The sequence below is a fragment of the Leifsonia aquatica genome (assembly GCF_014190775.1).
GTDB lineage: Bacteria > Actinomycetota > Actinomycetes > Actinomycetales > Microbacteriaceae > Leifsonia > Leifsonia aquatica.
This window is the reverse complement of record NZ_JACHVP010000008.1, coordinates 17,834-29,437: the sequence shown is the minus strand read 5'-3', so window position 1 is coordinate 29,437 and position 11,604 is coordinate 17,834. Positions and strand designations below refer to the sequence as shown.

18 protein-coding genes are annotated in these 11,604 nt (G+C 64.0%); 10 read left to right on the top strand and 8 right to left on the bottom strand.

Annotated elements, in window-relative coordinates; translation table 11 throughout:
* From FHX33_RS21400 to FHX33_RS21180, 6 genes are all read left to right on the top strand, one after another.
* A partial coding sequence (locus tag FHX33_RS21400) for a hypothetical protein (protein ID WP_221209783.1) occupies window positions 1-223 on the top strand: 223 nt, incomplete at its 5' end.
* Between the two features lie 13 nt (window positions 224-236).
* Window positions 237-662, top strand: coding sequence for a hypothetical protein (locus FHX33_RS21200; protein WP_021762773.1), 426 nt, complete (start codon window positions 237-239; stop codon window positions 660-662).
* Window positions 656-1,231: a signal peptidase II gene (locus FHX33_RS21195; RefSeq protein WP_021762774.1), complete on the top strand. Its 576-nt coding sequence runs from the start codon at window positions 656-658 to the stop codon at window positions 1,229-1,231. The genes FHX33_RS21200 and FHX33_RS21195 overlap by 7 nt, the downstream gene beginning before the upstream one ends.
* Window positions 1,228-2,223, top strand: a complete 996-nt coding sequence (gene ccsB / locus FHX33_RS21190; protein WP_115698371.1) for a c-type cytochrome biogenesis protein CcsB — start codon at window positions 1,228-1,230, stop codon at window positions 2,221-2,223. The genes FHX33_RS21195 and ccsB overlap by 4 nt, the downstream gene beginning before the upstream one ends.
* A gap of 65 nt (window positions 2,224-2,288) precedes the next feature.
* Complete coding sequence (locus tag FHX33_RS21185) at window positions 2,289-2,633, top strand: ArsR/SmtB family transcription factor (protein WP_021762831.1); 345 nt, start codon at window positions 2,289-2,291, stop codon at window positions 2,631-2,633.
* A complete protein-coding gene (locus FHX33_RS21180) occupies window positions 2,630-3,292 on the top strand; it encodes a cation efflux transmembrane domain-containing protein (protein WP_021762832.1) in 663 nt (220 codons plus the stop codon). The genes FHX33_RS21185 and FHX33_RS21180 overlap by 4 nt, the downstream gene beginning before the upstream one ends.
* Before the next feature lie 310 nt (window positions 3,293-3,602).
* On the opposite strand, the gene FHX33_RS21175 is transcribed toward FHX33_RS21180, so the two are convergent.
* From FHX33_RS21175 to FHX33_RS21840, 5 genes are all read right to left on the bottom strand, one after another.
* Complete coding sequence (locus FHX33_RS21175) at window positions 3,603-4,040, bottom strand: SHOCT domain-containing protein (protein WP_081703946.1); 438 nt, start codon at window positions 4,038-4,040, stop codon at window positions 3,603-3,605.
* Window positions 4,041-4,088: 48 nt separating this feature from the next.
* Complete coding sequence (locus FHX33_RS21170; RefSeq protein WP_115698370.1) at window positions 4,089-6,020, bottom strand: ABC transporter ATP-binding protein/permease; 1,932 nt, start codon at window positions 6,018-6,020, stop codon at window positions 4,089-4,091.
* On the bottom strand, window positions 6,017-6,925 hold the full coding sequence (locus FHX33_RS21165; protein WP_147295979.1) for an efflux RND transporter periplasmic adaptor subunit: 909 nt from the start codon (window positions 6,923-6,925) through the stop codon (window positions 6,017-6,019). The genes FHX33_RS21170 and FHX33_RS21165 overlap by 4 nt, the downstream gene beginning before the upstream one ends.
* Before the next feature lie 178 nt (window positions 6,926-7,103).
* Window positions 7,104-7,940 (bottom strand): hypothetical protein, encoded by an 837-nt coding sequence (locus tag FHX33_RS21160; RefSeq protein ID WP_147295978.1) that lies wholly within the window; start codon window positions 7,938-7,940, stop codon window positions 7,104-7,106.
* On the bottom strand, window positions 7,940-8,296 hold the full coding sequence (locus FHX33_RS21840; RefSeq protein ID WP_021756243.1) for a peptidase inhibitor family I36 protein: 357 nt from the start codon (window positions 8,294-8,296) through the stop codon (window positions 7,940-7,942). The genes FHX33_RS21160 and FHX33_RS21840 overlap by 1 nt, the downstream gene beginning before the upstream one ends.
* A gap of 244 nt (window positions 8,297-8,540) precedes the next feature.
* On the opposite strand from FHX33_RS21840, the gene FHX33_RS21150 reads away from it, so the two are divergent.
* From FHX33_RS21150 to FHX33_RS21140, 3 genes are read left to right on the top strand one after another with little or no spacing between them, the layout of a single operon-like run.
* The gene (locus tag FHX33_RS21150) at window positions 8,541-8,936 is read left to right on the top strand and encodes a hypothetical protein (protein ID WP_021756244.1); all 396 of its coding nucleotides are present in this window, start codon (window positions 8,541-8,543) and stop codon (window positions 8,934-8,936) included.
* A 35-nt stretch (window positions 8,937-8,971) separates the two neighbouring features.
* Complete coding sequence (locus FHX33_RS21145) at window positions 8,972-9,268, top strand: hypothetical protein (protein ID WP_039920821.1); 297 nt, start codon at window positions 8,972-8,974, stop codon at window positions 9,266-9,268.
* Between the two features lie 55 nt (window positions 9,269-9,323).
* Window positions 9,324-9,596 carry a hypothetical protein gene (locus FHX33_RS21140; protein WP_039920823.1) on the top strand — a complete coding sequence of 91 codons (273 nt, stop codon included), beginning with the start codon at window positions 9,324-9,326 and terminating at the stop codon, window positions 9,594-9,596.
* A 3-nt stretch (window positions 9,597-9,599) separates the two neighbouring features.
* Here the strand turns inward: FHX33_RS21140 and FHX33_RS21135 are convergent, their stop codons facing one another.
* On the bottom strand, window positions 9,600-9,923 hold the full coding sequence (locus FHX33_RS21135) for a hypothetical protein (RefSeq protein ID WP_021756247.1): 324 nt from the start codon (window positions 9,921-9,923) through the stop codon (window positions 9,600-9,602).
* Between the two features lie 59 nt (window positions 9,924-9,982).
* Here FHX33_RS21135 and FHX33_RS21130 point away from each other — a divergent pair, with 59 nt between their 5' ends.
* A complete protein-coding gene (locus tag FHX33_RS21130) occupies window positions 9,983-10,309 on the top strand; it encodes a hypothetical protein (RefSeq protein WP_147295977.1) in 327 nt (108 codons plus the stop codon).
* Window positions 10,310-10,319: 10 nt separating this feature from the next.
* Here FHX33_RS21130 and FHX33_RS21125 read toward each other — a convergent pair whose 3' ends face one another.
* Window positions 10,320-10,844 carry a hypothetical protein gene (locus FHX33_RS21125; protein ID WP_021756249.1) on the bottom strand — a complete coding sequence of 175 codons (525 nt, stop codon included), beginning with the start codon at window positions 10,842-10,844 and terminating at the stop codon, window positions 10,320-10,322.
* Window positions 10,841-11,599, bottom strand: coding sequence for a hypothetical protein (locus FHX33_RS21120; RefSeq protein WP_021756250.1), 759 nt, complete (start codon window positions 11,597-11,599; stop codon window positions 10,841-10,843). Before FHX33_RS21120 ends, FHX33_RS21125 begins: the two co-directional genes overlap by 4 nt.
* Between the last annotated feature and the right edge of the window lie 5 nt (window positions 11,600-11,604).

Below are 11,604 nucleotides of genomic sequence, written 5' to 3'. Positions count from 1 at the left end.
GATCCGCCGCCAGATGCAACGGCTGTGGAGGACACCAGAAGCACACGAGACCATCCCGGCAGCCGTGTACCGGGAGCTGATCGAAGCAGCGACCGCGGCCTCCGTCCAGCTCCAGGTCCTCCTCCGCCGCAGGCCCGCAGACTCTGACGTGGAGCTCGAGGCACTCAGCGACGACATCGACACCCTCATTCGGATCATCAAGCGTCATCGACCAACCCGCTGAATCGAGAAGAATCATGTCCACTACTAACCGGCCCGTCCTCATCGCCGCTACAGCGGTCGCATTGGCGGCACCCCTGTTGCTCTCCGGCTGCTCGATCGGGGACACCGTATCCAAGCAAGCGCAGAACGCCGCCTGCCCCTTGGTCACCCCGATCACCGACAAGGTGGCATCCGACATCGATGCCGCCTTGAAGTCCGCGGTGCTCGACCCCGCGGCGGCCCTCGACCAGCTGAAGGCCGCCCGGACGATCCTGGCGCCGATCGCCGATCAACTGCCCGCGGGGAAGCAGCAGACTGCCGTGCAGAACGTGGTCGACACCATCGACAAACTCATCCCCGTCTTGAAAGCGGAATCCACCGGGTCGTCGACGGGCACCAGCTCGGACGTGCTCACCAAGAAGCTCTCCGAACAGATGAAGGCGCTGACCACCCTATGTTGACCGAACAAGCCGTAGAGACGGCGACCACTGGAGACGTCGACCGTCGACGCGTGGCGTTGCGTGCGCTGTCCGCAGGCCTTCTCGCGATTGCTGTAGACCAGGCAGTCAAGGGCATCGCCATCCTTTCACTCCCGTATGGCCAGCCCGTGCCGACGGTGATCCCCAGCCTGGATCTCAATCTGGTCCTGAACGCTGGAGCGGCGTTCGGGCTCGGCGCCCGAGTCGGCCCCCTGTTGGCGGCCGGAATCCTCATCGTCCTGACCGTCCTCACGGCCTGGATCATCCGACGAGTGATTCGTCGGGAGAACCCGACGGTGACAATACTGCTCGCGATCGCCGCCGGTGGCGGCTGGGGCAACATGGTCGACCGCGCGCTCCGAGGAGAGCACGGCGTCCTCAGCGGTGCCGTGGTCGACTACCTCTCCGTCAGCTGGTTCGCCATCTTTAACCTCGCCGACGTCTTCACTGTGGGCGGCATCGCGGCCGCGGTAGTTGCCGCAACTGTCCAAAACCGCCGCGCGCAGGGCGTCGCGGCGGCGACCGTTCACGACACGGTGACCGGCGCATGACCGGGACCCTCTCCGCACTCTCGACGGTGGCACTCTACGTCGCGATGGGCTTCTACACGGCGGCTTTCGTGGTCTTCTCCATCGACCTGGCCAGACGCGGAGCCGAAGCGACAACGACCGTCCCCAGCGCGGTCGCACGACGGATCGCGGCAACACAGCCACCGACGACCGTTGTCATCGGCGAGGAATCCAGCGAGCAGTCGACCAAATCGAAAGGAGCGCCGTCCCGCGCCGCCCGCGGCGTCACACGATGGGCATTCGGTCTGACGATCGCGGGCTTCGCCTTCCATCTCATCGCGACGGTGCTGCGCGGCGTCGCTGCGGCCCGAGTTCCCTGGGCAAACATGTGGGAGTTCTCGATGACCGGCACGTTGGTCATCGTTGGTGTCTTCCTGCTCGCCAACCTCAAGTGGGACATCAAGTACCTTGGCACGTTCATCGTCGGCCTGGTGCTTGTGCTGCAAGGCGTGGCACTGTTGCGGTACTACGTTCCTGTCGTTCCCCTGCAGCCGGCGCTCCAGTCCTACTGGTTGGTCATCCACATCATCGTCGCCGTCCTGGGGACCGCGTTCTTCGCCCTGGGATTCGCGCTATCCGGACTCCAACTGCTGCAGTACCGGCGTGAAGGCCAGGTCAAGGAGTTTCTTCCGCAGCAATTCCGGTTCCTGGCTACCCTGCCAGACTCGGTCGCGCTAGAGAACCTCGCCTATCGGATCAACATCGTCGGCTTCATCGCCTGGACGTTCACGCTCATCGCTGGAGCCATCTGGGCCTCCGCAGCCTGGGGTCGCTACTGGGGTTGGGACACGAAGGAGGTCTGGACGTTCATCATCTGGGTGATCTACGCCGGCTACATCCACGCCCGCGCCACGCGCGGCTGGCGTGGCTCTCGCTCCGCGTGGCTCGCGATCATCGGCTTCGCCGCCGTGCTGTTCAACTTCGGTATCGTCAATGTCTTCTTCAAGGGCCTGCACACCTACTCGGGACTGTAAGTCCAAGCCCCGGAGGGCAACAGTACAGCGATGCATTAATTCAGCATTCGCTGTACATTGGTGGAATGAGCATCGTCATGCCGGCGGCGACCATCACACACACCGCCGCTCTCGCCCGCTTCGGCCACGCGCTGTCCGACCCCACACGAGTGGGTATCCTGCTGGCCCTGCGGGAAGCACCCGCCTATCCATCTGACCTCGCGGACGCCCTGGACGTGAGCCGTCAGGTGATGTCGAATCAGCTGGCCTGTCTGCGCGGCTGCGGCCTGGTCGAGGCCATCCCGGATGGCCGACGCACCTGGTACCGACTTGCCGATGGGCACATCGCCCCTGCACTGGATGAGCTGCTTCGGGTGGTCCTCTACGTTGAACCCGGGTGCTGCGAGGGCGAGGAGTGCAACTGCACATGACGACGGCGACCGCACTCACAGACGCCCGCCGCGGCGTTCTGCGTCGACGAATCCGATGGATCGTATCGATCACAATCGGGTACAACCTCATCGAGGCCGTCGTCGCGATCACCGCCGGAAGCGCCGCATCCTCAGCCGCACTCGTCGGCTTCGGCTTGGACTCAACCATCGAGGTGCTCTCCGCTGTCGCGGTCGCCTGGCAATTCACTCGGAAAGATCCGGAGCGATGGGAGAAGGGCACGCTGCGCGTCATCGCGGTCGCGTTCTTCACGCTCGCGGCCTACGTAACCGTGAGCTCGCTGCTGGCCCTGGTCGGAGCTGTCAATGTAAAACACTCGCCGTTTGGGATCATCCTCACCGCGGTCAGTGTCGTGATCATGCCCTTCCTTTCCCTCGCCGAGCGTCGCGCTGGGAAGGAAATCGGTTCTGCGACAGCGGTTGCCGACTCCAAACAGACATTGATCTGTACCTACCTGTCAGCAGCGGTGCTGATCGGGCTTGTTCTGAACAGCGCCTTCGGCTGGTGGTGGGCAGACCCGATCGCGGGCCTCGTCATCGCGGTTTTCGCACTGCGTGAAGGGCTGGAGGCTTGGAAAGGCGATGCCTGCGCGACATCTGTTGGAATGGTGCTAGAGGACGGGAGCGACCACGATCAGTAGGTGATGCGCAACGCTTCGCCCTCCTGGCTCAGCCGCGCGATACGCCCACGCAAATGGCACGCCTCATGAATGCACGCCAACAGGCCCTCCATCCACGCACGCCTCGACCGCATCTGCCCCGCACGGTCGGAGATGTCGTACCCGCCCGCTGAAGGATCCGCTTACGTACCAGCGATGCCGCCACGCAGCGATAACAGAACACCGCCACACAGCGACCAAAGTCACAGACGAGAGCGATCGCCTCAGCGTCCCAGAAACGATCGCTTTCGGTGTCAGCGCGGTCGGATTCAGGCTCTGCGCCAAGGCTGCCCTACTCTAGGAGCTTTCGCTTGCCCTGCTCGTACTCCGCATCAGTAAGAACTCCTTCGTCGTGAAGAGCGGCCAGCTGGCGGAGCTGTCGAGCAAATCGCGGCGGCATGTGGCGCACGGTTTGGCGGGCGGCCCATTGGTGACGCCGCCACGACGTCCGCATTCGAGAAGCGAGATACCCGCCAACGAGGCAGATTCCCACTACAGCCAGAAGGATCCCTCCGCACATCCACAGCCTCGCGTCTGCAGCGGCTGAAGCAGCGGCCGGGTCAAATTGAGAAGCACGGACCTCTGCAATGCCTGCGCGATCGGCCTGAATCAGAAAAATGATCGTTCCGGAGATCGCGGCAGCCGCCCCAACCATCCACAGCAGTGCACCGTGTGATCCGCGCTCGGTGTGGGCTTCACTCAGCTCGGATGTGAGAACTTTCGCGCTCATGCGTCGAGGGTAGTCCTGTGGGTGGCGAGGTGGCACGCCTCTGGGCGATTATCGAATGGCGTCGGCGGGGTCAATTCGCGCGGCGCGTACGGCGGGAAGGAAGGCCGCGAGAGCCCCACAGACGGCGCCGGCTACCGGCGCGATCGCGATCGTCTCCCAAGGCGCGATCGCGGTCCATCCGCGCGCGGCGGCGACTGCGACGGAAATTGCTAATCCGCCTGCGATTCCGGCAAGTGCGCCAGCGAGGCCGATAACGACGCCTTCCCAGAGAAAGATTGCCGCTACGCCGCGTTGTCCCAGTCCCACGGCCCGGGCTAGCGCAAGTTCTTGCGTGCGTGCTTGAACTGAGATGAACATCGCTGAGGCGCCGCTAAGTATGGCGAGGGCCAGAAGCGCGATCGCCAACGAGGCGAGTAACCCGTTGAGGTCGGTCTGCACTCCTACCCGCAAGTTCCGTAGCTCGGCAGCGGTCTCGACTGAGATATCTGCGGGGGATGCCGGGGAGAGAGCGAGCGGTATCGCGCTGGCTAAGGGTCCGGCAAAGCCAGGATCAGTTCGGACCACGATTTGTCGAGAACCGGCCGAAAAAGGCGGTAACGGTACGACAACACTCGTCAAGAGGTTCGGTTCCCGAGGCGCAGCAGTGATAGTGCCCACGACTGTATACGGTTCGCCGTTGACCCAGACCTCAGCTCCAATTCCGCCCCTGTCGGACAGGCCGAGCTGTGCGCCCGCGTCCGCACCAACGAGCGCCACGTGTTCCTTGGTCGATGAGAAGAGCCTGCTCAGGCTCTGGGGGGACGTTCCGATATCCAGCACCCCGAAGAGTCCACTATCAACGGCCACGGTGCTCCCTTGAAAGGGCGAGTTACCGCTGGCCGAAGTGAATGCGAACCGGCTTGTCCGTGCGGTGTTGGCGTCGAGGGGTGCCACCTGCCCGACCTCTCGGACATGTGGGAGCTCCCCGAGTCGGTCTAGCCAGGCGGCGGCCTCCTCGTCTGATGTACCCGCCGGTACGTTCACCCGAACCTCGTCCCGAGCTGCGGCCGTTAGCCGTCCGGCGATCTGCTGCGAGGCAGTCGCGCCGATGCCGGCCGCGCCGATGAGTCCCGCGAATGCGAGAGCGAAGGCCGCAATCAGAGCGACAGAACGCAGCGGTCGAGACGTCACGTTGTTGATCGCCCGAGTGAGGCGATCCGATGCCCGTCGTGACCGTGTGCCACGACGCTCCTTTGAGGGAGTCACTGCCAGCGACGGCCGTTCCTGTCCGTCAAGTTTCGAGCCAACAGAATTTTCTGCCCCCGTGATCTCTAGAACACCGTCAGCCATCCGGACCGTTCGGTCGGCGTAGGCGGCAATCCTCGGATCATGGGTGACGAGGATGACCGTTGCTCCCTGTCGATTGAGCTCGAGCAGGGCCTCCATCACTTGATCGCCGGTCTCGCTGTCCAGGTTTCCGGTGGGCTCGTCCGCGACGATGATCGAAGGATTCGTTGTAAGGGCCCGCGCGATGGCAAGTCTTTGACGTTCCCCACCGGAGAGTGACCGTGCCAGTGCAGCGGCCTTTTGATCAAGGCCCACGGCTTCTAACGCTCGCGAGACCTTTTCGGATTGCTCGCGGAGCGGTGCTCCTTGAATTGCGAGGGCCAGCGTCGCGTTTCGTTCGGTGCTTTCGTATGGGTTGGCGTAGGAGGACTGGAAGATAAATCCGTAGGTTGTGCTGCGCAGGTGATCGATCTGTGTTGCGCTCAGACCGCGAACGTCAATGTCGCCGAGGTGGTAGCTCCCCTCCCAGCGTGAGTCGAGCAATCCGATGATGTTGAGGAGTGTCGACTTTCCCGATCCGGATCGCCCCACGATCGCGAGGAATTCGCCCGGTTCGACGACCAAGGACGCCTCTCGGACAGCGAACCACTGCTGCGACTCTCCGTAACGGCGCTGGATATGGTTGAGCGTGAGCCGTGGCGGTGAAACGGTCATTGGGACACCAATATCTCGTCCCCGACTGCGAGGCCCTCAGCTTTGATGGCCGTCCACCCGTCCGCATTTCGTACCACGACGATTGGAGTGCGCGCAGGAGTATCCGATTTGCTGCGCTTGATCACGTAGTCACCGCCAGAGTCCGACCGGATGGCGATTGTAGGCACTGCCATGTCGGGTTTTGACTCGGTGCCGAAGAGGACTGCGACGGCGTCGCCTGCCGTCAGGTTTCCGCCGGCATCAAGGTTGATTTGGATGTCGCGGCCGGGTGGCCGTCCGCCGCTGGTGGGGCTCGACTGGAAGTCACTGATCTTGGCCACGGCGCCGGTGCCCTTTTTCCCGCCAGAGCCGGTGATTGTCACCTTGTCGTTCAGTTTGATTTGTTCGGCCTCGCTGACACTGGCTCGCACACTGACGTAGGGGGATCCCATTCCCAGCACAGCGAAGGGGTGATCGTTGTCCACGGAAGTGCCGGCCGGAGCGACAGAGACCAAGGAGAGGGCGCCGAGCGAGGTTGGAACGGTGTAGAACTCTGCGGTGGTGATCGTCGTGGAGTATCGACCACCAGGTGGCTCGACATTTGCGGCTGAGTAGGCGGAGCGCACTGCACTGAGGGTGGCGCTATCGACCTTCCCCGTTTGCGGGACTCCAAGCGCCTTTTGCAAGCTGGCGACGTCACTGCCAGTATCTCCAGCGACCAGGTTCCGGAAGAGCGGTATATCCACGCTGTACAGAAACACGGGTCTGTTCGAGACAGTACCAAGAAGCTGTCCGTTGGTAAGTGGGCCGGGGTTAGCCGAAACAGAAGTGACAACGATGCGCTCTGCGCCCGCCGGTGGGCCAACCGTCACCGGCTGTTCCTGTGTCCCCGAGACCTCGCCTTGGATGCGGATGTCGGCGGTCACGGTCCTGGATTCAACCGGGGCGTATACGGGCACATTCGTCCCGCGAGCGTCAAGCACAGCCGAGTCCGGCGAACGCACCCATATACCCAGAAGGAATGCCGCACCCGCGATAAGGACCGTGATTAAGACAAATGCGAGTGCGCGGAAGGGATGATCCAAACGACGCAGCCGCCGCGGCTCACCCGCCAACGGTCGTGACCAATTTCTGTGCTTGGGCGACCACCTTCTTGACCTTGTCGCGGTAGGCCGTCAATTCGCCCTCGTGATCATCGATGTACCCTGCCTGCTTGGTCGCTTCCCAGTCCGCCAGCGTCTGGACGGAATTGAGTGATTCTTTGCACCGTACGTCGATTGCAGCGACCTCGAGCTGCTCTTCTCCAGCGGAAGGGAATTGAGGCACCAGAACCCGGGCATCCTTGTTGGCCGCCAGGCCCCCGTCCTGTATGCAGCTGAGCCACTTCTCCCGGACCGACTTAAACTCGTCGCTGGCAAGAAGAGCCTCGAACGATTCATTCATCCCGCGATCTACCACCGACTGATCCGGCGACGTGTTTACCCCCATCACGGGTAGCTGCTTGGTTGATTTGAAGCACGCCCGATAGTCCTGCCACCAATCGGGACCGAGCGCATCCTCCTGGGCTTGAACATCTTTCGACTGACTCGACTCGGGTAGCTCGTACCCATTGGCCTCAGCGTCGGCCGGCGCCCATAACCCATACCGACGATCCGGTAGAGGCGCGAGCGCCGACCAATCCTGAGACGCGCGGGGGAAAGTCAGCCCCTTGTTGGCCATGCACTTTTCGATCGCAATCGAGTTCGCATGGTTGACCGTCTGAACCTCACCCCAACTCATCGCATATGACTCAAGCGGCAACAGAATCTGTGCCGTCGCCGGATTGAGCTGCGCGCGCACGTTGGCGTGCGCTTGCGACGGCCCGGACGAACACCCGGTCAATGCAACGACGAAGATGAGCGCTGCTGCTGAAGTCGTCGCTGTCAGCCGCCCACCCGCCATCAGTAGAAGTAGAGGGAGTCGAACGAGTCGTTACGCCAGTCAGGCCAATTGAAGAAGCCCGCGGCTCCTCCGGGCTGCTGGAACAATGAACCCGAGTAACCGGGGTCGCTGAACCAGCCGATATAGGCAGTTCGGTTGTTGGCGACGGAGGAGATGACGTCGTGGAACCCCGCAAGCGACGACTGGCTGCTGGTCCACGATCCGAAGGCTCCGGCATAGCTGGAGTCAGTCCAGGCGCACGCGCGGTTACTGCCGCACTGAGTGATGGATGCCTGTGCCGGTGCGCTGAATCCAATGACAGAAGCAGCGACAAGAGCTGCAGCACCTGCAACCCCAATGATTGAACGCTTTTTCACGATATCTCCCCAATCCTCAGTGAACGTGAAGCTGAGCCGGAGTCTAGAACGCCCTGTCTAGGGGACGCAAGTACCAAGCGCGAGAGCTCCACGAGCATCCGAGAACATCAAAGCTGGTGCCATCTCGGGCGGCACCAGCCTGGTCGTCGGGCACCGCTATGGCCCGCCGGGTCGCTTGCGCTAACGATCGTTTCTGAACCTGCCCCCTGTCCCAATGTCGGGACGATGGTGTAGTGTCCCAAGCATGGGACAGCAAGACGGCGGATACCTCGATTGGCTCAGATGGCATGACTCGCTCACCACTGAGGAGCGGATCGCCCGCGGGCCTTTTCAGTCCGCGTTCGCAGTAGGCCGTGGCGAGCACGGTAAAGGCGCAATCGACCGCGCGCGCCGGCAGGCGTCCATCGCATCCCACGTGCTCGACCAGGTGGAGGAGCAAGCGGTGTTCGCCCTCCTCGTCGACGGCCACAGCGTCCGCGACGTCGCCGCGAGCACCGGGCTCAGCAAGAGCGAGGTGGGACGCATCGCCAAGCGTTTTGAACGGGACGGTGACACCTTGGTGTCGCACGCGACGTTAGCGCCCCTGGGAGCCGCAGACGATGTGCGCGACGGCATCCGCGCCGCGTGGGGTCACCGCTGATGCGGGGGTACACAGCGGTCCCGGACCCGTGGCCCATGCCCACCCTGCCGCAGTGGGCGGCCAACATCGTGGACAACGCCGTGCTGTTCATCGTCGGCGTGGTGATCGTCGCCGGCATCGGTGTCGTTGTGTGGATGGTCCTGAGCGATCGCGCTGAGCGTCGGCGCCCAGATGGAGGGCTGCATGCGTTTCGACCGTTCCACGCTGGGCGACGAGCTGCCCGGCAGGGTGCACCGGTGGTCGCTCCGGCAGAGCTGAGCGACCAGGACGCACCCGCCTGGGTGGCCGGCTACCATGTCGGCCGCATGGAACCGGTCGCGTCCCGGAAGTAGGCCGCCCGGTAATGCGGGAGGGCTCGTCAGCTCTGGGTATGAGAGTGTCGATGGCATGAGCGATGAACCAGAAGCGAACCCTCACCTTCGGGATGCGTTGCTGATCGCCAGGCAGCAGTGGCAGCTCAACGAGATACGCGAGCTGGTGCGCGCCTTCGCGCGAAATGGGACGTCGACGGCTCCGCCGGAGGCGTACGCCTATCTCGAACTCATGGTGGATGCGATCGTGGACGATCCGGAACAGGTAATGGCGCTCAACGCGGACGTGAGTCGGCTACTCAACGACGGGGGTACGACCTTCGATCCAGACGGTCGCCAGGCCGGCTGAGCTTCACGGCCTCGGCGTCCCGCTGCGTGGGTCGAGGCCAGCCTTCCATCGCTCGCGCTGTTCCTCCGGGGTCACGATCTGCCCGTGCGGGTCGGTGATGGGGACGAGGAACTTCGGCGTGCCTAGCTCGCCTTCGGCGGCGGCCTGTGCCTCAGCGAGGCTTTCGTAGTAGCCCAATGGCCACCGGTCAGCACGTTTCAGGACCCAATGGTCGACGCGGTACATCATCAGCGTTTCGCGGGTGATCTTGTTCACGGCCGGCCCGTGGTGGATTAAGAAGCGCGGTTGGATCGCGTCGTCGAGCACCAGCCAGTCGCTCTCCCCCACCCGAATCGTTCGCACGAATCCATTCGAACATACTTTCGAATCTCTGGTCTAATGGGGGCATGAGCACGAACCGCCGATATCCCGAAATGGGGATCGGCCGCGGCGTGGAGGAGATTCTGATCCGAGCCCAGCCGGTGAGTCTGACCGATGCGGAGCTCGACGTCGAGCACCACCCGATTCACCGGCCGGCGGAGCCGCGGCCGGTGCGGGCGTGGGTGCGTTTCCCGGAGACGGTGATCCGCCCAGAGTGCGAGGCGATCGCCTGGACGGATCGCGCCGTTCAGGTCCGTTGGACGTCGGTCAACGGCATCGTGCGTACGGCATGGGTGTGGCGGGGCGCGATCGAGGATGGTTGGGACCGGCCGCCGATTCCCCCGCGGCGATAGGAGTCCCTTGTCAGGCTCGGTCGCCAGCCGACCGCTCCGTAGCCTGTTGTTCCAGCCGCTCCCGGGCTTCGGTGATCAGCCGGCCGAGCGCGAACAGGGAGGGGATGGCCTCCGGGTTGCCAAGGCCGGAGTCGTCGACGAGCGTGACTTCGAGAGGGTTCTCATCCTCTGAACGGTTGTTGACCGCGGCGCGGATCGTGATGGCATCGATGTCGGCGTGGAGGACGTCTTCACCAGAAATTCCTCCTGTCATGACCACTGTGCCGTCGCCGCGCCGTTCGAACGTGCCCGCGGAAGTCGCGGTGGGAGGCATGTACCAGAGCAGATCGGCCGCGAATCCGGAGTCCGCCGGCAAGCCCATCTTGGCCAGGAAGAGCCGGGTGTACGTCGGGGCGAGCTTGCTCGTCTCCTGCGCCAACCATTCGGAGCGGAGTTCTTCTTGCTCGGCCGCTTCCTGTGCGCGCTTGGCCTCAATCTCGGCCAGCTCAGAGCGGTACTTGGAAAGGGCGGCCTCTGCCAGTCGGGAGTTCGTCATGCGGTGCCGCCGTTCGTCCGTGCGCGACCGGTGTACGTGAGGCCGGCACGGCGCAGGGCGTCGGCCGGCGTGCCGTCGCTGTAGTCGGGGGCCTCCCCCGTCATCGGCAGCGGCGCATTCGCGCGGGCGTACTCGTGCACCTGGTCGCTGAGTGCGTCCCAGGTTGGGATCTCACCCACCGGAGTGGTGACCAGCTCGACGCCGCACGTGATCCCTTGTTCGGTGAGGTATTGGCGGGCTGCCGTGAGGTACGCCTCGGCGTACGCGGCCAGGTCGCGCGCGAACAGCGCTTCGACGTCCTCGACGAGCTGCTGCGCGGCCGCGGCCCGCTCCTCGGTCATCCCCTCGGTGAACGTGGCTTCTGCGGCCGCGTCGCGTTCGTCGTCGTACAGGTCGCCCAGACCGAAGTCGTAGAACACATCCTCCGCGTCGAACGGCAGCCGCACCGGCTCGGTGCGGTAGCGCAGCAGCTCGGCGTCGTCGTCGCCGGCGGTGCTGTGGACGATCTGGCGCACGTAGTCGGCTTCCCATGATCCGGGCCGGCCGGCCAACAGCTCCTCAACGCCGCCCAGGTTGGCGGCAACGGCCGTGAGGACGTAGGTGGCGATTTCTCCGAAATCGACGGGCTCGACGGTGGCCTGCTCGGTGCCGGCGCCGCGCACGCGCGTCTGACGCGCCGCCGCGGTGAGTGCGGCGATCGCGTCGGCTACCGGGTTGGGCTCGGCAGGCTCGACCGCCTGCAGTGTGGTGGTCATCGTGT

What these genes read in the sequence shown, in the direction of transcription:
- FHX33_RS21125 (WP_021756249.1), bottom strand. Translation starts at nt 10,844, where the DNA reads ATGACGAACTCCCGACTGGCAGAGGCCGCCCTTTCCAAGTACCGCTCT.
- FHX33_RS21130 (WP_147295977.1), top strand. Translation starts at nt 9,983, where the DNA reads ATGAGCACGAACCGCCGATATCCCGAAATGGGGATCGGCCGCGGCGTG.
- FHX33_RS21160 (WP_147295978.1), bottom strand. Translation starts at nt 7,940, where the DNA reads ATGGCGGGTGGGCGGCTGACAGCGACGACTTCAGCAGCAGCGCTCATC.
- FHX33_RS21185 (WP_021762831.1), top strand. Translation starts at nt 2,289, where the DNA reads ATGAGCATCGTCATGCCGGCGGCGACCATCACACACACCGCCGCTCTC.
- FHX33_RS21170 (WP_115698370.1), bottom strand. Translation starts at nt 6,020, where the DNA reads ATGACCGTTTCACCGCCACGGCTCACGCTCAACCATATCCAGCGCCGT.
- FHX33_RS21140 (WP_039920823.1), top strand. Translation starts at nt 9,324, where the DNA reads ATGAGCGATGAACCAGAAGCGAACCCTCACCTTCGGGATGCGTTGCTG.
- FHX33_RS21150 (WP_021756244.1), top strand. Translation starts at nt 8,541, where the DNA reads ATGGGACAGCAAGACGGCGGATACCTCGATTGGCTCAGATGGCATGAC.
- FHX33_RS21195 (WP_021762774.1), top strand. Translation starts at nt 656, where the DNA reads ATGTTGACCGAACAAGCCGTAGAGACGGCGACCACTGGAGACGTCGAC.
- FHX33_RS21175 (WP_081703946.1), bottom strand. Translation starts at nt 4,040, where the DNA reads ATGAGCGCGAAAGTTCTCACATCCGAGCTGAGTGAAGCCCACACCGAG.
- FHX33_RS21145 (WP_039920821.1), top strand. Translation starts at nt 8,972, where the DNA reads ATGCCCACCCTGCCGCAGTGGGCGGCCAACATCGTGGACAACGCCGTG.
- ccsB (WP_115698371.1), top strand. Translation starts at nt 1,228, where the DNA reads ATGACCGGGACCCTCTCCGCACTCTCGACGGTGGCACTCTACGTCGCG.
- FHX33_RS21180 (WP_021762832.1), top strand. Translation starts at nt 2,630, where the DNA reads ATGACGACGGCGACCGCACTCACAGACGCCCGCCGCGGCGTTCTGCGT.
- FHX33_RS21120 (WP_021756250.1), bottom strand. Translation starts at nt 11,599, where the DNA reads ATGACCACCACACTGCAGGCGGTCGAGCCTGCCGAGCCCAACCCGGTA.
- FHX33_RS21200 (WP_021762773.1), top strand. Translation starts at nt 237, where the DNA reads ATGTCCACTACTAACCGGCCCGTCCTCATCGCCGCTACAGCGGTCGCA.